Origin of the sequence: Paractinoplanes atraurantiacus (assembly GCF_900215205.1) — a bacterium.
GTDB classification, from domain to species: Bacteria; Actinomycetota; Actinomycetes; order Mycobacteriales; family Micromonosporaceae; genus Actinoplanes; species Actinoplanes atraurantiacus.
In genome coordinates this window covers 206343-221459 of the sequence record NZ_OBDY01000012.1, presented here as the reverse complement: position 1 = coordinate 221459, position 15117 = coordinate 206343, and the positions used below count along the sequence as shown (strand labels likewise).

Annotated in this window: 21 protein-coding genes and 2 tRNA genes; 17 read left to right on the top strand and 6 right to left on the bottom strand. The window is 69.5% G+C overall.

Annotated features, from left to right (window positions below):
• The first annotated feature begins 76 nt into the window (after positions 1–76).
• On the top strand, positions 77–868 hold the full coding sequence (gene arsM / locus CRP55_RS26405; protein ID WP_097322814.1) for an arsenite methyltransferase: 792 nt from the start codon (positions 77–79) through the stop codon (positions 866–868).
• A gap of 9 nt (positions 869–877) precedes the next feature.
• On the opposite strand, the gene CRP55_RS26400 is transcribed toward arsM, so the two are convergent.
• The 4 genes from CRP55_RS26400 to CRP55_RS26390 form a co-directional block, all read right to left on the bottom strand.
• A complete protein-coding gene (locus tag CRP55_RS26400; protein ID WP_097322813.1) occupies positions 878–1003 on the bottom strand; it encodes a MerR family DNA-binding transcriptional regulator in 126 nt (41 codons plus the stop codon).
• A 247-nt stretch (positions 1004–1250) separates the two neighbouring features.
• A tRNA-Tyr gene (locus tag CRP55_RS53240) sits at positions 1251–1344 on the bottom strand.
• Between the two features lie 192 nt (positions 1345–1536).
• On the bottom strand, positions 1537–2352 hold the full coding sequence (locus CRP55_RS26395; RefSeq protein ID WP_097322812.1) for a glycosyltransferase family 2 protein: 816 nt from the start codon (positions 2350–2352) through the stop codon (positions 1537–1539).
• Positions 2353–3207 carry a GntR family transcriptional regulator gene (locus CRP55_RS26390; protein WP_097322811.1) on the bottom strand — a complete coding sequence of 285 codons (855 nt, stop codon included), beginning with the start codon at positions 3205–3207 and terminating at the stop codon, positions 2353–2355.
• Positions 3208–3345: 138 nt separating this feature from the next.
• Here CRP55_RS26390 and CRP55_RS26385 point away from each other — a divergent pair, with 138 nt between their 5' ends.
• From CRP55_RS26385 to CRP55_RS26325, 13 genes are all read left to right on the top strand, one after another.
• The gene (locus CRP55_RS26385; RefSeq protein WP_245923383.1) at positions 3346–3585 is read left to right on the top strand and encodes a DUF6284 family protein; all 240 of its coding nucleotides are present in this window, start codon (positions 3346–3348) and stop codon (positions 3583–3585) included.
• Entirely contained in the window at positions 3585–4343 is a 759-nt protein-coding gene (locus CRP55_RS26380) for a winged helix-turn-helix domain-containing protein (protein WP_097322809.1), read from the top strand. Before CRP55_RS26385 ends, CRP55_RS26380 begins: the two co-directional genes overlap by 1 nt.
• A 9-nt stretch (positions 4344–4352) precedes the next feature.
• Entirely contained in the window at positions 4353–4541 is a 189-nt protein-coding gene (locus tag CRP55_RS26375) for a hypothetical protein (protein WP_097322808.1), read from the top strand.
• Positions 4542–4630: 89 nt separating this feature from the next.
• Positions 4631–4786 (top strand): hypothetical protein, encoded by a 156-nt coding sequence (locus CRP55_RS53235; RefSeq protein ID WP_179855339.1) that lies wholly within the window; start codon positions 4631–4633, stop codon positions 4784–4786.
• A 220-nt stretch (positions 4787–5006) separates the two neighbouring features.
• Entirely contained in the window at positions 5007–5339 is a 333-nt protein-coding gene (locus tag CRP55_RS26365; RefSeq protein WP_097322807.1) for a hypothetical protein, read from the top strand.
• The gene (locus CRP55_RS26360; protein WP_097322806.1) at positions 5336–7510 is read left to right on the top strand and encodes an FtsK/SpoIIIE domain-containing protein; all 2175 of its coding nucleotides are present in this window, start codon (positions 5336–5338) and stop codon (positions 7508–7510) included. Before CRP55_RS26365 ends, CRP55_RS26360 begins: the two co-directional genes overlap by 4 nt.
• A 105-nt stretch (positions 7511–7615) precedes the next feature.
• Positions 7616–7900 (top strand): hypothetical protein, encoded by a 285-nt coding sequence (locus tag CRP55_RS26355; RefSeq protein ID WP_342751574.1) that lies wholly within the window; start codon positions 7616–7618, stop codon positions 7898–7900.
• Positions 7900–8238 carry a hypothetical protein gene (locus tag CRP55_RS26350; RefSeq protein ID WP_097322804.1) on the top strand — a complete coding sequence of 113 codons (339 nt, stop codon included), beginning with the start codon at positions 7900–7902 and terminating at the stop codon, positions 8236–8238. Before CRP55_RS26355 ends, CRP55_RS26350 begins: the two co-directional genes overlap by 1 nt.
• Complete coding sequence (locus tag CRP55_RS26345; RefSeq protein WP_097322803.1) at positions 8238–8609, top strand: RRQRL motif-containing zinc-binding protein; 372 nt, start codon at positions 8238–8240, stop codon at positions 8607–8609. The genes CRP55_RS26350 and CRP55_RS26345 overlap by 1 nt, the downstream gene beginning before the upstream one ends.
• Positions 8606–9835: a bifunctional DNA primase/polymerase gene (locus tag CRP55_RS26340; protein ID WP_097322802.1), complete on the top strand. Its 1230-nt coding sequence runs from the start codon at positions 8606–8608 to the stop codon at positions 9833–9835. The genes CRP55_RS26345 and CRP55_RS26340 overlap by 4 nt, the downstream gene beginning before the upstream one ends.
• The gene (locus CRP55_RS26335; RefSeq protein WP_097322801.1) at positions 9832–10923 is read left to right on the top strand and encodes an AAA family ATPase; all 1092 of its coding nucleotides are present in this window, start codon (positions 9832–9834) and stop codon (positions 10921–10923) included. Before CRP55_RS26340 ends, CRP55_RS26335 begins: the two co-directional genes overlap by 4 nt.
• Before the next feature lie 230 nt (positions 10924–11153).
• Positions 11154–11342, top strand: a complete 189-nt coding sequence (locus tag CRP55_RS26330; protein ID WP_097322800.1) for a helix-turn-helix transcriptional regulator — start codon at positions 11154–11156, stop codon at positions 11340–11342.
• On the top strand, positions 11339–12745 hold the full coding sequence (locus tag CRP55_RS26325; protein ID WP_097322799.1) for a tyrosine-type recombinase/integrase: 1407 nt from the start codon (positions 11339–11341) through the stop codon (positions 12743–12745). The genes CRP55_RS26330 and CRP55_RS26325 overlap by 4 nt, the downstream gene beginning before the upstream one ends.
• A 121-nt stretch (positions 12746–12866) precedes the next feature.
• On the opposite strand, the gene CRP55_RS26320 is transcribed toward CRP55_RS26325, so the two are convergent.
• A tRNA-Tyr gene (locus CRP55_RS26320) sits at positions 12867–12947 on the bottom strand.
• 149 nt (positions 12948–13096) lie between these two features.
• On the opposite strand from CRP55_RS26320, the gene CRP55_RS26315 reads away from it, so the two are divergent.
• Genes CRP55_RS26315 through CRP55_RS26305 form a run of 3 tightly spaced genes read left to right on the top strand, consistent with a single transcriptional unit; the run spans position 13097 to position 14755 of the window.
• Positions 13097–13591: a YajQ family cyclic di-GMP-binding protein gene (locus CRP55_RS26315; RefSeq protein ID WP_097322798.1), complete on the top strand. Its 495-nt coding sequence runs from the start codon at positions 13097–13099 to the stop codon at positions 13589–13591.
• Between the two features lie 30 nt (positions 13592–13621).
• Positions 13622–13930, top strand: coding sequence for a hypothetical protein (locus CRP55_RS26310; RefSeq protein WP_097322797.1), 309 nt, complete (start codon positions 13622–13624; stop codon positions 13928–13930).
• Positions 13931–13945: 15 nt separating this feature from the next.
• The gene (locus tag CRP55_RS26305) at positions 13946–14755 is read left to right on the top strand and encodes a sulfurtransferase (protein WP_097322796.1); all 810 of its coding nucleotides are present in this window, start codon (positions 13946–13948) and stop codon (positions 14753–14755) included.
• Here CRP55_RS26305 and CRP55_RS26300 read toward each other — a convergent pair.
• On the bottom strand, positions 14750–15076 hold the full coding sequence (locus tag CRP55_RS26300) for a hypothetical protein (RefSeq protein ID WP_097322795.1): 327 nt from the start codon (positions 15074–15076) through the stop codon (positions 14750–14752). The two genes, CRP55_RS26305 and CRP55_RS26300, sit on opposite strands and share 6 nt — an antisense overlap.
• Between the last annotated feature and the right edge of the window lie 41 nt (positions 15077–15117).

The window sequence follows — 15117 nt, the reverse complement described above, 5'->3', positions numbered from 1 at the left end:
AGTTTGACAGACATCGAAACCACGGTGCAAGCTGGCGCCGATTCGACATTCATCGAAATCGCATCGGAGGTCCGCCATGACCGAGCCCGTCACCATCATCAGCGCCAAAGAGGCCGCCGAGACCCAGGCCGCGCCGAGCTGCTGCGGCACGCCTGCCGTCGCCGAAGAGGGCACCAGCATCCGCGAGCAGGTCCGTGCCCGCTACGCCGACGCCGCCACCCGGGCCGCCGAGGGCGGCGACTGCGGCAGCGGCACCTTCTACGCCGAGGACGAGCAGGGCGAGCTGCCCGAGGCCGCGCTCAGGGCGAGCTTGGGCTGCGGCAACCCGCTCCGGGTGGCCGACCTGAACCCGGGGGAGACGGTCCTTGACCTCGGCTCCGGCGGTGGCATCGACGTGCTGCTGTCCGCCCGCCGCGTCGGCCCCACCGGCCACGTTCACGGCCTGGACATGACCGACGAGATGCTGGAGCTGGCACGCCGCAACACCGCCGAGGCAGGCGTGACGAACGTCGAGTTTCACAAGGGCCACATCGAGGAGATCCCGTTGCCGGACGCGTCAGTCGACGTGGTGATCTCCAACTGCGTGATCAACCTGTCCGCTGACAAGCCGTCCGTCTTCGCTGAAATGCACCGGGTCATCCGTCCCGGGGGCCGGATCGGCATCTCGGACGTCGTCGCAGAGGATCACCTCACCCCTGAGCAGCGGGGAGTGGTGGGGGACTGGTCGTCCTGCATCGCAGGCGCCCTGTCCCGGTCCGAGTACATCGACGGACTCACTGCCGCTGGCTTCTCGGACGTCAGCGTCGAGTTCACCGGCGGCTACGCCGAGGGCATGCACGCCGCGATCGTGCGGGCGAACCGTAGCTGATCCGCTGAGTCAAAGCCGATGGCCTCCGAGGCTGCGCTGAGGTGGGGCCGGCGGGCCACGTCGTTCGTAGTAACGCAGGGTTTGCAGGTTTACCCTGGCCGCGTCGGCGAGCTGGCCGCTGCACAGGCCGGTCACGACCGCATCCGGTCGGCGGCCCGTTGGTGCAGCGCGTCCAGAACATCGACCTGTGTGTCCGGGGCTGTGATCTCCAGCCGGAGACCTGCGTCGCCCGGGTCGAAGGTGAAGCCGTAGATAGAGCAGCAGGCGCTTTCCCGGGGGGTCAGATCCCGAGCGGTCGTCTCGGCGGCCGGACAAGCGTGATCACAACGAGAACGGCCCCGGACCGCGTTTCCGCTGGTACCGGGGCCGTACTTCCTGCCTGTGGCGGGTAGAGGATTCGAACCTCTGTAGCTTTCGCGACGGATTTACAGTCCGCGTAACACGCGGGTCCTACCAGGGAAAACGTCGTACCCGCCATGCTGGCCGACACGGATCCGACAAGAAGCCTGGCGGGGGGCCGGACGTAGGTCGCAGCGACCGGGGATGCTGAAACAGTGGGGGGTGTCCCCGTGCTGTCCCCCATGATTTCCCTGCTCAGTGCCCCGAGGGGGACAGCGGGGACAGCGGGGACAGCAGGGACGCCGGGCCGGTAGACAGGCCCGTTGATCTCAACGCAAATGCTCCTTGGAAGCCTCGCCAACCGCAACTTGATGAAGGGACGTATCGAATCTGAACTGTCCGTTACCGTCGAACTTCAATCCGGTCGCCTCAATGGCTTTAGCCCGTTGGAGAGCAAATCGTCGGCAATCTTCGCTGAGGTGCCGCGTTGTGCTGGCCCGAGTGATCTGCTGAGGGTGTTGGCGGTAGAGCCAAGTCTTACCGTCTAAGTTGTAGCCGTCGGATATCTGAGACAGCGCGGCAAACATGGCTATATCTTCATCGCTCGGCAGGCCGACCCATCCGCCGATAGCGCGCAGAGTAACTGCCCTGAGGAGTAGCCCGGCGCAGTGAATCGGCCAATTTCCGCCGTGCTCCTCCGCGTGCCTATTGACGCTTCCGGCCGGAACGATTCCATCTGGGAATGCAGACGGCCATTCCACTCTTGACCCATCCGGCATTAAGTCGTCAGCCTGGCCTATGGCCCAGTGGATTCGATGTTCGTCGAACTTTGGAATAAGCGACTCAAGTGCGCCGGGTAACAGCATGTCGTCCGAGTCGAGAACCTGGATTAGGTCGCCGGTCGCCCGTGAAAGCCCGAGGTTCCGAGTGGCGGCGATTCCTAGCTGCGCGCCATTCGCCTCGTAGCGTACATAAGGTGCCCGCGCGAAGTGATGCGCAAGAGAGGGGGCCGCCCCGTCCTCCTGGACGATCCACTCCAGGTCCCAACCGTGCGGCAGCCGTTGGGCGTCCACGCTCGCGACTGTCTCGGCAAGATACGCCGCGCTCGGCGCGTACGCTGCGGTTATGACTGAGACGGTAGGCACTTAGCTCTCCTCGGGGCTCTTGGCCGGCACGTCAGGCCATCGTGTGAGTTGCTGCGTATACCGGATCTCTGTTCGATCGGCCGGATACGTCGAATATGCCACTTCCACGACTCGTCCCAAGATGTCTATTGAAAGGCTGCGTAGACAAAGGAGTGGAACGCCGTGGTCCATTCCCCAGTCCTGGCGTTCGATTGTGGTGGGCTGTATTGCCGTAATGACGTTTTCGAGTCGGTCAATCTCGATGCCTACCGTGTATAGCTGATGCCAGTGCCCTCCCGGCCACGGTTCATTCTTTGGGTCGAGAAGAGCCGGATTACTTTCGATCAGGAAGGTCGGAATATGAGAGACGCTGAAAAGCATGAGCTTCCCGGTCTCTTTGCGCGATGTGCGGTAGGTGCGTCGCAAAAGATCGGTTCCGGCCTTAACCTTGAACTCATTGGCAAGCTCGGCGTTCGCTGCGACGTGCTCGTATGTGACGGAAAATTCGGTCTCGCTTAGCGGTACTCCGATAGACAGTTCAACGGTTCCTGTGGACGAGCGCTCTGCCTCCGACCTAAGTGCAAGGTCTTTGTACGCCTGTGCCACTTCAGGCGTAACGGCGATCGAATGCTCTTTGCGGTCTGGCTGAATCCGCACGCGAGCAGGAGCGCCCCTGCTTACCGTGATAAGGCCTTCCCCCTTGAGGATTGCTAGTGCGTCTCGCACAGGCCCATCGGAGCACTTCCACTGTGCCTGCAACTCCCGCATTGGCGGAAGCGAAGCGCCTGGCCCGTATTCGCCAGCGCCTATGCGCGTTCGTAGGTCGTCCGCGATCCGGTCATGAAGCGCGCTGCTCCGTGAAGTTCGACTCGTCACGACACGCGACTTTACCAGCGACTTTGCAACTTCGGTACCGAAGCTCTTGCGCCTCGGTCCCGACGGATGCTCTACTGACCGCAGAACTTCGGTACCGAACTTCGGGTACCAAGTGACCGAACTCGTGGAGGATTCATCGTGAGAAGCATCAGGGAAGCGAGGCCGACCTCGGCCGACCTCGCCGCGATCGAGGCCGAGTGGCCCTTGATCGAGGCCGAGCTGTCGGTGTTGGACGCGGAGATCGCTCTCATTAACGCCGCCGACCAGGGCGGTCCGTCGCCGCTCGACTGGCGGCGACTTCGCCGGGCCGAGGCCCGCGTCACCCGCGTTGCCGCTGAGCTGGCCACGCGTCCCGCCGCCCGGAAGGCGGTCGCGTGATGCGTAAGCCGTCTGTCTCGGGCCGTGGGTGGGCCTACATCGGTGCCGCGCTCGGCGGCACGGTCTCGATCGCCGCGAACGTCGCTCACTCCTACGTCCCGCCCGCCGACGCCTCGGCCGACTGGTCGCCGCAGACCGGCGCGGTTATCGGCGCGATTTTCTGGCCGGTCGCTCTGTTCGTCGCCACCGAGATCCTGGCCCGTGTCGCGTGGCCGAGCGGCCTGCGCTGGTCCGCGCTTCGGTTCCTCGGCTTGCTACCGGTCGCCCTGGTCGCCGCGATCGTGTCCTACAAGCACGGCTCTGGCCTGCTGAGCTACTACGGCGAAGACGCGCTGACCGCGCACCTCGGGCCGCTGGCGGTGGACGGCCTGATGGTCATGGCCTCGGCCGCGTTGCTGGCGACCGCCCACCGGGCCGCGACTGCGGAGGACACCGTGCCGGCCGAATCGCCCGCGCCGGTCGCCGCCGAGGTGACCACCACTCCCGAGACGCCCGCCGAGCCCATCGCGGCCGAGGCTCCCGCGCCGGTTCCGGCGGTCAAGAAGACGCCCGCCAAGCGCGTCACGCCGCGTCCCGCGTCGGCCGAGAAGGTAGCCAAGGCCGCCGCCAAGCTGCCCGGCGCGACCGTCTCTGAGATCGCCGCCAAGGCCGGTGTCTCGACCTCGACCGCGCGCCGCCATCTCGCCACCCTGCGGGTCACCGACGCGTCACCATCTGCCCCGGTTCCTGCGGAAACGCCCCACCTCGTGGCCGCGTGAGGCAGACCGATGACCGAGGTCGAGATCTACGAAGCGCACGCCGAGCTGCACAACCTGCGCACCGACCTGGCCGACCTGCGCCACTGGGCCGAGAACGCGCTGAACGACGAGCACGACCGGCAGTACATCGCCGAGCACCTGTCCGACGCGGTCGCCGCGCTGGCGACCGGCAACCCGCTTCCGAAGCGCCCTTTCTGATCTGCCCGGCGGTACGGCTCAACCGACCAAAGCAGCGCCGTACCGCCGGTCTCCCACCAGTCACGAGAACCGTCAGGAGAGCACCCAGTATGGCAAGCAGTCTCTTCGGCCCGGGCAACAAGGCCGAGCGCAGCGCACAGGACATCAAGGCCGCTCAGGACGCCGCCCGCGCCGCCGACGCGCAGCGGCAGCGCGCCGCCGCTGCCGCTGGCCGCGACCGCCGCTCGATCGGGAGCAAGCGATGACCGCCGCCGACCACGCGGCCACGTTCGCCGCCGTATTCGCCGCTCAAGCGCCTCGCCGACCTGCTCGGCGCGGGCCGGTTCTACGTGCTCGGTTGCCCTCGGCCGGGCCGCGACGACAACCCGTCGATCGGCACCGGTTCGTACGCCCTCGATCAGTCCTTCCACTACCTGTTCCTGTTCGTCGCCGCCCTCGTGATCGCCTGACCGAACGGAGATCCTGATGCGACCCCGCAACCTGTTCGCCTTCCTCACCGGCCGCCGCGACAAGCCGACTCCCTCGCCGTACGGCGCACCGGTGCGCGCCATCATCGCCCCGGCCGCCTGCGGTGGCTTCCTGCTCTTCATCGACTACGCGCAGCGCCAGATCGCCGCCGACGTCGACCTCGGCATCCGATTCGACGAGTACGAGGTCCCGACGGACGCCGAGTTCGCCGCCGCCGACCGGGGCCTCGCCGAGCTGGGTTTGACCCGCATCGAGCCGTGGCTCGCCGGTAACCGGCCCGGCAAGTTCGTCGCCCTGATCACGAACGTCCGGACGGAGGACCAGCCGTGAGCATCCATCCGCTGAACGACGCCTACGACGTCGACCAGGTCGCCGAGGCCGAGGTGGTCGACCTGACCGAGGCCCGCACCCGCCGGATCGGCGCGGCCGCCGAGACGGCCCCGGCCGAGGTCGACGACGACCAGGACGACGCTGAGACCGTCGACGACAGCCCGGCCGCCGAGGGCGGCCCGGTCGACATGGCCGAGGACATCCCGCACGAGGTCCAGCTCCGGCAGCGAGAGCGCCGGCCGATCCTGGCGGACTGGGCTCGCTCGTGGCGTGGCCTCAAAGCGGCCGTCAAGCACCAGAGCAAGGACGCCGGGTACGTGCTGGCCTATCACGCGGTCCGGTCGCCGAAGTACGCGGCGAAGACGGCCGTGTGGGCGCCGGTCGGCCTGTTCCGCGGGCTCGGTCAGGCCCTGCACTGGGCGACCGCCGAGGAGGGCAACTGGCACCTTCGGCAGGCCGCCGCGCAGCGCGGCGAGGCTGACGTGTGGCTCAAGCTCGACGCCCGCCGCCAGCGGCAGACCGCGTGGCGCTGGTGGGTCCTGGCGTTCGCTACTGCCCTGATCATCACCGGCCTGGTGGTGCTCGCCCTCGGCCCGGCGTGGTGGCGGTGGCTGGCCCTGGCCGCTGTGGTGCCGTTCCTGGCCACCCGAGGCCGACCGGCCGACAAGCCGCTGACCGACCGCGTGTCGGAAGGCACCCGCTACCGCAAGCTCACCGCCGAGCTTGTCCGGCGCGCGCTGACCTCGCTTCAGATGGCCGCCATCAACTCGGCGGTGGCCAAGGACGCCAAGGCCATCAGCTTCCCGGTCGACATCCACCGCGACGGCCCCGGCCACATCGCGATCGTGGACCTGCCGTACGGCGTGGAGGCGTCCGAGGTGGTCGCTCGGCGCGGTCGCCTCGCGTCGGCGCTGCGGCTGCCGATGGACCAGGTGTGGCCCGAGGTCGCGCCCGGGCACACCGGTCGCCTGGCGCTGTGGGTCGGCTACGAACCGGCGTCGCAGATGCAGCAGCCGCCGTGGGCGCTGCTGGCCGAGAACGCCCGGGTGGACCTGTTCAAGTCGTTCCCGTGGCTGACCACGCCGAAGCTCGACGGCATCGACGCGGAGCTGATGTTCCGCAACTACCTGATCGGCGGTCAGCCGGGCTCGGGTAAGTCGGTGGCGCTGCGCAACCTGGTGCTGGCCGCCGCGCTCGACCCGCGCGCCGAGATCCGGGGCTACGAACTCAAGGGCACCGGCGACTTCAACGTGCTGGAGCCGGTCATGGCCGAGTACGGCAGCGGCTTCGACGACGACACCCTCGCCCGGGCCGCCGCGTTCATCGACTGGCTGTACGACGAGTGCCAGCAGCGGGCGAAGAAGATCGGCCATTATGCCCGGCTCGGCAAGGCCCCGGACAACAAGGTCACGCCCGAACTCGCCTCGCTCAAGGGCTCTGGCCTGCACCCGCTGGTCGCGTTCATCGACGAGATCCAGGAGCTGATCACCAGCAAGTACGGCAAGGCCGCTGGCGAAAAGCTGGAGAAAATCATCAAGCTCGGCCGGGCGCTCGGCGTGATCCTGCTGCTAGGCACGCAGATCCCGGACAAGGACAGCCTGCCGACCGGCATCACCCGCAACGTCAACACCCGGTTCTGCCTGTCCGTGCTCGACCAGGTCGCCAACGACATGATCCTCGGCACGTCGGCCTACAAGCTCGGCCTGCGCGCCACCATCTTCGAGCCCGGCAAGGACGCCGGGTGGGGCATCGCACGCGGCCTCGGCGCGCCGGGAGCCCGCAAGACCTACAACGTCAACAGCATCAGCGCCGGGCGGATCGTGGCCCGCGCGGTCGCGCTGCGCACGGCGGCCGGCAACATCCCGACCTTCCCCGCCGAGCGTGAGGTGACCGCGTCCACCCTGCTCGACGACCTGGCGCGGGTGTGGCCCGAGGGCGACAAGTCGGCCTGGAACGAGACCCTGTGCGCCGCTCTGGCTGAGCTGCGGCCCGACGCGTACGAGGGCTGGGAAGCCGCGCAGCTCACGGCCGCGCTCAAGCCGCACACCGCGATCAAGGTCGCCGACGTCGGCCGCCGCGTCGACGGCAAGTCGGTCACCCGGCGCGGCATCCGCCACGCCGACCTCCTGACCGCGATTGCGGAGCGTGACCGCAAGCGCTCCGTCGACTGACCCCACCAGGGCTGCTAGCGCTAGCACCGGCCCCTGCTAGCGCTAGCAGACCCGCTAGCACCCGATCAAGATTCTGAGCTGCCCGCTAGCGGATAGCAGCTCACGGTGCCTCACACCCAAAAACCGGCCCTGGAGGCTGCTGTGGACCCCCACGTCACCGCCGCTATAACCCTCGCCCTGGCTCTCGCCGCCGTCACGCTCTGCTACGCCGCCGCGTGCTGGATCTGGCCGTTCAAGGCGTGCCGCAAGTGCGACGGCACCGGCAAGCGCCGCTCCCCGTCCGGCCGCGCGTTCCGCCTCTGCCGCCGCTGCGACGGCACCGGCCGCCGCCTGCGTGCCGGGCGCTGGATCTACAACCACCTGTCCGGCATCCGCAGGGACGCCCGCTGATGGCCGCCCGGACCATGGGCCGGTTCACCCGAACCCAGACGCCGCACACCGACTGGTGCGCCCGCGACCACCGCTGCGGCCTGAACGAGCACCGCTCGGCGGCCAAGGTCACCGCGCGCGGCACCGGCCGGGCCGTCGTGACCCGCGTCCGCGCCGGGGACGTCGAGTACGCCGAGGTGCACATCCGGATCCCGCTCAGCCGACGCGAGGACACCGCCCGGACCCAGCTCGCCACCCTGCTCCGGCTGCTCGGCGACCTGCTCGACGCGGTCATCGCCCGGCCGCACGTGCTGCCCGCCCGGGCCGGGCGGCGCGCGATCGACCGGGGGGCCGTCTGATGTCGCGCGTCCGGGCCGCCTACTGGGATCCCGAGGGCACCCGGTACGGCCTGCCTACCTTCTGGTGGGGAGGTGCCCCGGCTGCCTACGCCACCCGCAGGCAGCTCCGGGCGCGCGGCCTACGGCCCGGTGGCCAGCCGATCGCCGCGCAGATCCTGTGGCGCGGCGTTGGCGGCACCCGCGCCGCCTACCTGTACCGGCTCGACCTCGCCCGGCCGAAGCGCACCGCCAGCCCAGCGCAACGCCGCGCGATCTCGGCCGCGCTGCGCGCCCGGCGGACCTGCCCGGCCTGCGGCCAGGTTCGGCCCTACTACATCCCGCGCTCGCTCGGCGAGTGCCTGACCTGCCACGACGGGCGGCCGGGCCGATGACCGGCGGGCATTGGATCGCCGCGAGCAAGGCCCTCGGCCGCCGCGTGCCGGCCGATGGCCCGTACCCGCACATCTGCGACCGGACCGTCGCGGCCGAGGACACGGTCTCCGGCGAGCCGTTGCAGGTCGCCCGGTGGGAGAGGCCACGCTACTGCGCCGCGTGCGCCGAGGCCGCGCCGGGCCGCAAATTTTCCCGCCGAACCCGTGGAGCTCCACCGCCCTCACCGGAAATCTTCCCGTCCACTCCCGACACCAGGAGGCCGGAACCCATGCCCGACAACGGATCCCTGCGCGACGTGGCCCTCGCCGCCGCCGAGCGCGGCTGGCACGTCTTCCCGCTGCGGCCCGACGACAAGCGGCCCGCCTTCCCCGACCACCCGGCCGACGCCTGCACCCGCACGGATCCGCGCTGCCGAGACGGGCACACTGGGTGGGAAGCCCGCGCCACCACCGACCCCGACCGGATCCGGCGCGGGTGGGCCAGCACGCCCTACGGCGTCGGCATCGCCTGCGGCCCGTCCCGGCTAGTCGTCGTCGACCTGGACACGCCGAAGGACGGGCAGAGCGCACCCGCCGAGTGGTCGGATCCGTTGTGCCGCAACGGATCGGACGTGTTCGGCCTGCTCTGCTCCGGCCACGACGCGGACGGCGCTGCCGAGGTGCGGAGCACCTACACCGTCACGACCGGCCGGGGCGGCACACACCTCTACTTCCGGCACCCGGCCGCCGGTGCGGCCCTGCGCAACACGGCCGGGGAGCGCGGCAACGGCCTCGGCTGGCTAGTCGACACCCGCGCCCACGGCGGCTACGTCGTCGCGGCCGGAAGCACCGTCGCCGGACGCCCGTACACCGTCGCCCGTGACCTGCCGCCCGCCGAGCTGCCCGGCTGGCTCGCCGCTCGCCTCGCACCCGCGCCGCTGCCGCCGCAACGCCCGGTCTCGGTCGACCTGCCGACCGGCCGGGCCGGGGCCTACCTGGACGCCGCGATCGGCCGCCAGCTCGACCACCTCCGCCGGGCCGCCGAGGGCGAGCGCAACCACACGCTCTACGTCTCCGCGGTTGCCCTCGGCCAGCTCGCCGCTGGGGGAGCGCTGCCCGCCGAACAGGCCGCCGACTTGCTCGAACAAGCCGCCCTCTCGATCGGCCTCACCCGGTTCGAGACGCTGCGCACGATCCGCTCCGGCCTCGCCGCCGGTGCCCGGCGCCCTCGGACGGTGGCCGCATGAGCGCCGTGCCGGCCGACCGGCCGAACCTGCGCGTAGCCGGACCGGACACCGCCGCCGAGGTCCTCTCACCCGAGCAGGAACGGCCCGCCCGCATCCGCACCTCGTGGAGCGCGACCGACATCATGGCAATGGAGTTCGCCCCGCCCAAGTGGGCCGTGCCCGGCGTGCTGTCCGAGGGTGTCAACCTGCTCTGCGGGCCGCCCAAGGTCGGCAAGTCCTGGATGTCGCTCGGCCTCGGCGTCGATGTCGCCCTCGGTGGCCGGGCATTCGGCTCGATCCCCGTCGAGCCCGGCCCGGTGCTCTACCTCGCCCTGGAGGACACCGCCCGGCGGCTGCAATCGCGGCTCGGCAAGGTCCTCGGCCAGCGCCAGGCCCCGGCCGGACTGACCCTGGCCACCGAGTGCCCGCCGCTGCCCCAGGGCGGCGACCAGGCCATCGCCGCGTGGCTCGACCGCCACCCGAACGCGCGGATGGTCATCATCGACGTGTTCGCCAAGCTGCGCGGCAACTCCGCGCCGGGCGACTCGGCCTACGATGCGGACTACAAGGCCGTGGGCCGGGCGAAGAAGGTCGCCGACGACTACGGCGTCGCGTTCGTCTTGGTCCACCACGTGCGCAAGGCCGGATCCGACGACTTCCTGACCGAGGTGTCCGGCACCAACGGCCTCGCCGGGGCCGCCGACGCGACCCTCGTCCTCAAGCGGGCACGCAACCAGGGCGACGGCGTGCTGCACGTGACCGGCCGCGACGTCGACGAGAACGAGTACGCCCTGAGCTTCGACCCCGCCATCGGTGCGTGGCAGATGCTCGACGGCCCGGCCGAAGACCACCAGATCGGCGAAACCCGCGCGACCATCCTGCGCTTCCTGCGCGGCGCGCCGGGCAGCACACCCAAGGTCATCGCCGAGGGGATCGGCCTCGCGTACGACAACGTCAAGCGGACCTGCCAACGGATGCTCGCCGACGGGCAGCTCGCCGCCGATACCGGCGGCCGGTACCGCGTCCCCGGTGTCCCCGCTGTCCCCCAACCTGCTCTGACCAGCGGAAACGAGGGGGACACCCGGGGGACAGCCGGGCTATGGCCATGACCGGCCCGCACATGCTGAAACAGGGAGCTATGCGGCTGTTTCAGCTCAGACGCATACAAAGACACCAGGGTGGCCGAGATCTTGGCTCAGCGCGGCTCTCAGCGGGCCGCCCTACGCCTCTCTGTCGACGTGGCCCGCCCGCCCTTGCCGGATACGTCCAGAGCCTCAAACGCCTGTCTCCGCACAACTCAGCAGCGTCCCCGCACCTCGCCAAGGGAGGCCGGAACCCGATGGCACGCAACTTCCTCACCCTTGCTGACTTCCTCGCCGAGCTGGACGTCCCCAAGTCGACATTCTTCCGCTGGAAGGCCCTCGGCGAAGCACCCCGCACCTACAAGCTGCCGAACGGGCAGCTCCGCATACGCCGCACCGACTTCGACGCCTGGCTATCGAGCCGTGAGGAGCCGCAAGCCGCATGAGCACCTTCGACGTCCGCGTCCACAGTGTGTTGATCAATAACCTCGCCAAGGGCAAGTCCTACACCGTCCGGTGGGTCGTTGCCGGAAAGCCGTTCCGAGACACGTTCGCCACGCGAGCACTGGCTGACAGCTTCCGGTCGAAGCTGGTCGTCGCCCAGCGGGAAGGCGTCGCGTTCGACGAGACGTGCGGCCTGCCCGAGCCGATGGCCCGCGTCGCCCGCTCCTGGTACGACCACGCGGTCGCCTACGTCGACGTCAAGTGGCCACGCGCCTCGGCCAAGCACCGGAAGGGCATCGCCGAGGCGCTCGCCACCGTCACCCCGGCCCTTCTCTCGACCAGCAGGGGAGCGCCGAGCGGCTCGGCGATCCGTGCCGCCCTCTACGGCTGGTCGTTCAACAAGGCCCGCCGCGATGCGGGCGATCCGCCGGCCGAACTTGCGGCCGCCGTCCGGTGGCTGAAGTCCAACACCGTTGATCTGTCCGCTTTGGTCGACGCCGCCCTGATCAGGAAGGCTCTCGACACGATCGCGCTCCTGAAGGATGGCGGGGCCGCGTCCGCGAGCACCGTCGCCCGCAAGCGTGCGATCTTCTCCGGTGCGCTCAAGTATGCGGTCGAGCTGCGCCTACTGGAGGTGCACCCGCTGTCCCTCGTGAGCTGGGTTGCCCCGAAGCACGATGACGAGGTCGACCGTAAGGCCGTGGTCAACCCGACGCAGGCCCGCATGCTACTAGCCGCCGTCCGTGATCGCGCGCCCGAGCTGGAGGCGTTCTTCGGCTGCATGTACTACGCCGCGCTACGCCCCGAGGAAGTCCTGAACCTGCGGGAGGACGAGTACGAGCGGCCCAAGGTCGAGGGCGGGTGGGGCGTTCTTCACCTCACCGGTTCGACCGTTGCGGTCGGGCACGGATGGGGCGACGACGACGGCACGATCGAGCGACGCGGACTCAAACACCGAGCGAAGACAGCGACGCGCCCGGTGCCCGCCCCGCCGCCGCTGTGCGCCCTGCTCGACCACCACATCGCCGAGTACACCCCTGCGCCGGACGGCAGGCTGTTCGTCACCCGGCGCGGACCCGGCGGCCGGTACGTGCCGACGCTCGGCCAGCCCATCCCGGCTAACTCCTACGGCAAGGCTTGGCGTGACGCCCGAGAGGCCACCCTCACGCCCGCGCAACTCCGGTCGCCGTTGGCGAAGCGCCCCTACGACCTGCGGCACGCTGCCGTGTCGCTCTGGCTGAACGCAGGCGTTCCCGCGACGCAGGTCGCCGAGTGGGCCGGACACAGCGTGCACGTGCTGATGAGGGTCTACGCGAAGTGCATTTACGGCCAGGATGAGGCGTCCCGCAGGCGGATCGAAGCAGCTCTCGCGACGCCGGGGACGATCGACCTGACCACTGCCTGATGCCGACACGCATACGACACGACCAGTGAGATCAAGCGGTCCTGAGTGAGACTCAGTGGGACCAACGAGAACGGCCCCCCACCTCTGTTTCAGCAGGTGAGGGGCCGTTCTTTGCTACCTGTGGCGGGTAGAGGATTCGAACCTCTGTAGCTTTCGCGACGGATTTACAGTCCGCTCCCATTGGCCGCTCGGGCAACCCGCCTGGGCACACCGCCTCGGTTTCCCGAAGCAGCGGAGAACAGAATAGCCACACCGCCGGACCTTCTTGCAACCGGGTACGGTCGGCATGTCGGAGGCCGCTCGGCGGTCTCCTCCTCCCATTGACGTACGCCAGCTTCGCAGGAGTCTTTCATGGCAGCCAGCCCGTCGTTCGACATCGTGAGCAAGGTCGACCAGCAGGAGGTGGACAACGCGTTCCACCAGGCGGAGAAGGAGCTGGGCACCCGCTTCGACTTCCGCGGCACGGGCACGAGCCTCGCCAAGTCGGGTGATTCCGGGGTGACCATCACCTCCGAGACCGAGGAGCGGGCCGTCGCGGCCCTCGACGTCTTCAAGGAGAAGCTGGTCAAGCGGAACATCTCGCTGAAGTCCCTCGACGCGGGTGAGCCCCGGCAGTCCGGCAAGACGTACAAGATCGACTGCAAGGTCATCGAGGGCATCGAGACCGACAAGGCCAAGGCGATCAGCAAGAAGATCCGCGATGAGGGCCCCAAGGGCGTGCAGGCCCAGATCCAGGGTGACCAGCTGCGGGTGACCGGCAAGAAGCGTGACGATCTGCAGGCTGTGATCGCGCTGCTGAAGGCCGAGGACTTCGGTGTGGCCCTCCAGTTCACCAATTACCGCTAAAAAGGCGCAAATCAGGCCCAGACTGGGCCTATGAGCACCAGTACGTGGACCCTGGTGGTCGGCGGGGTGGCCGGTGCCGTGTTGGCGATCTTCGGAGCGTCGATGCTGATCACCGGCCGGGCCCCGCAGGCCACCGCCCGTGCCTTCCGGAGCCTCCGGGACGCCGGCTTCTACCACCTGCTCTTCGGGGTCGGTCTGGGGCTGGTGTCGATCGGCACGGCGCTCGACAATCCCGTGGTCACCATGACCGTCACGATCCTGGCGGTGGCCATGGTCGGCGTGGCCCTGGTCCGATTCCGGCCGCGCGCCCGGCGACGGGAGCACCAGGTGGGCAAATAGCGGAGAGGAACAGCGTTGATCGAGCCGGTCGTCGATGTCGAGTGGGTCAGGGCGCATCGGGACCGCCTGGTCCTGGCGGACGTCCGCGCCTACCTGGACGGCCGTTCGGGCCGCGATGCCTACCACCGCGGCCATCTGCCGGGCGCCGTCTTCGCCGACCTCGATCACGACCTCGCGGCCGCGCCCACTGCGGCCGAGGGGCGTCATCCACTGCCAGATTCCGAGGCTTTCGCCGTACGGATGGGTGAGCTCGGCATCGGCGACGGCGATACGGTCGTCGCGTACGACGACGCCGGCGGCGTGATGGCCGCCCGCCTGGTCTGGATGCTGCGGGTCCTCGGCCACGACGCGGCCCTGCTCGACGGCGGCATCGGGGTGTGGGACGAGGAACTCGAGACCGCCGTACCCCGGCCGAAGGTCAAGACCTTCACCGCGAGGCCCTGGCCGGCCGAGCGGCTCGCCACCATGGACGAGGCGGCCGGCGGCGCGAGCGTGGTGATCGACGCCCGCCAGCCGGAGCGTTTCCGCGGCGAGTCCGAGCCGATCGATTCCCGGCCCGGCCACATCCCGGGCGCCCGCAACGTCTCCTGCCGGGAGAACGTCGACGCGACAGGCCGTTTCCTGCCGGCCGAGGTGTTGCGCGAGCGGTTCGCCGCGGCCGGGGTGACCGACGGCGCCGACGTCGTCTCCTATTGCGGCTCGGGCGTCACCGCCTGCCACAACCTGCTCTCGCTCGAGCTCGCCGGTTTCGGTCCGGGGCGTCTCTATCCGGGTTCCTGGTCCCAGTACGCGGCGACGGAGCGCCCCGCCGCCACGGGCTCATAGCGCCTGTTCTTCCGCCCAGCGGTTGTGTGCCTCCCAGGCGGCCTGTTTGGTGCTGCCGAGCGCGGCCCCGATCTGGGTCCAGGACGCACCGGCGTCGCGCGCCGCGCGCACCATGGCCTGCCGCCCGTATCCGGCCTTGCGGATGACCACTTCGTTGAGCGCGAGCAGTTCCAGCGCTTCCGCGCGGCTCAGCGGCTCGGCCCGTTCGCCGGCCATCGAGGCCAGGGCGGTGCGCATCCTCAGCTCGTCGTATCGCGTTGTAGCCGAGGACAGCGTGTGCTGGCGCTCCAGATCGTCGGGGGAGAAGGAGTACGCGGTCACGCGCGACAGCTTGGCGTCAGGGTCCCTTGACGTCAAGACGA

Bases quoted from the DNA above. Each gene is read 5' to 3' on its own strand.
- CRP55_RS26365 (WP_097322807.1), top strand. From the start codon at position 5,007: ATGCGACCCCGCAACCTGTTCGCCTTCCTCACCGGCCGCCGCGACAAG.
- CRP55_RS26325 (WP_097322799.1), top strand. From the start codon at position 11,339: ATGAGCACCTTCGACGTCCGCGTCCACAGTGTGTTGATCAATAACCTC.
- CRP55_RS26330 (WP_097322800.1), top strand. From the start codon at position 11,154: ATGGCACGCAACTTCCTCACCCTTGCTGACTTCCTCGCCGAGCTGGAC.
- CRP55_RS26375 (WP_097322808.1), top strand. From the start codon at position 4,353: ATGACCGAGGTCGAGATCTACGAAGCGCACGCCGAGCTGCACAACCTG.
- CRP55_RS26310 (WP_097322797.1), top strand. From the start codon at position 13,622: ATGAGCACCAGTACGTGGACCCTGGTGGTCGGCGGGGTGGCCGGTGCC.
- CRP55_RS26315 (WP_097322798.1), top strand. From the start codon at position 13,097: ATGGCAGCCAGCCCGTCGTTCGACATCGTGAGCAAGGTCGACCAGCAG.
- CRP55_RS26345 (WP_097322803.1), top strand. From the start codon at position 8,238: ATGTCGCGCGTCCGGGCCGCCTACTGGGATCCCGAGGGCACCCGGTAC.
- CRP55_RS26335 (WP_097322801.1), top strand. From the start codon at position 9,832: ATGAGCGCCGTGCCGGCCGACCGGCCGAACCTGCGCGTAGCCGGACCG.
- CRP55_RS26380 (WP_097322809.1), top strand. From the start codon at position 3,585: ATGCGTAAGCCGTCTGTCTCGGGCCGTGGGTGGGCCTACATCGGTGCC.
- CRP55_RS26350 (WP_097322804.1), top strand. From the start codon at position 7,900: ATGGCCGCCCGGACCATGGGCCGGTTCACCCGAACCCAGACGCCGCAC.
- arsM (WP_097322814.1), top strand. From the start codon at position 77: ATGACCGAGCCCGTCACCATCATCAGCGCCAAAGAGGCCGCCGAGACC.
- CRP55_RS26340 (WP_097322802.1), top strand. From the start codon at position 8,606: ATGACCGGCGGGCATTGGATCGCCGCGAGCAAGGCCCTCGGCCGCCGC.
- CRP55_RS53235 (WP_179855339.1), top strand. From the start codon at position 4,631: ATGGCAAGCAGTCTCTTCGGCCCGGGCAACAAGGCCGAGCGCAGCGCA.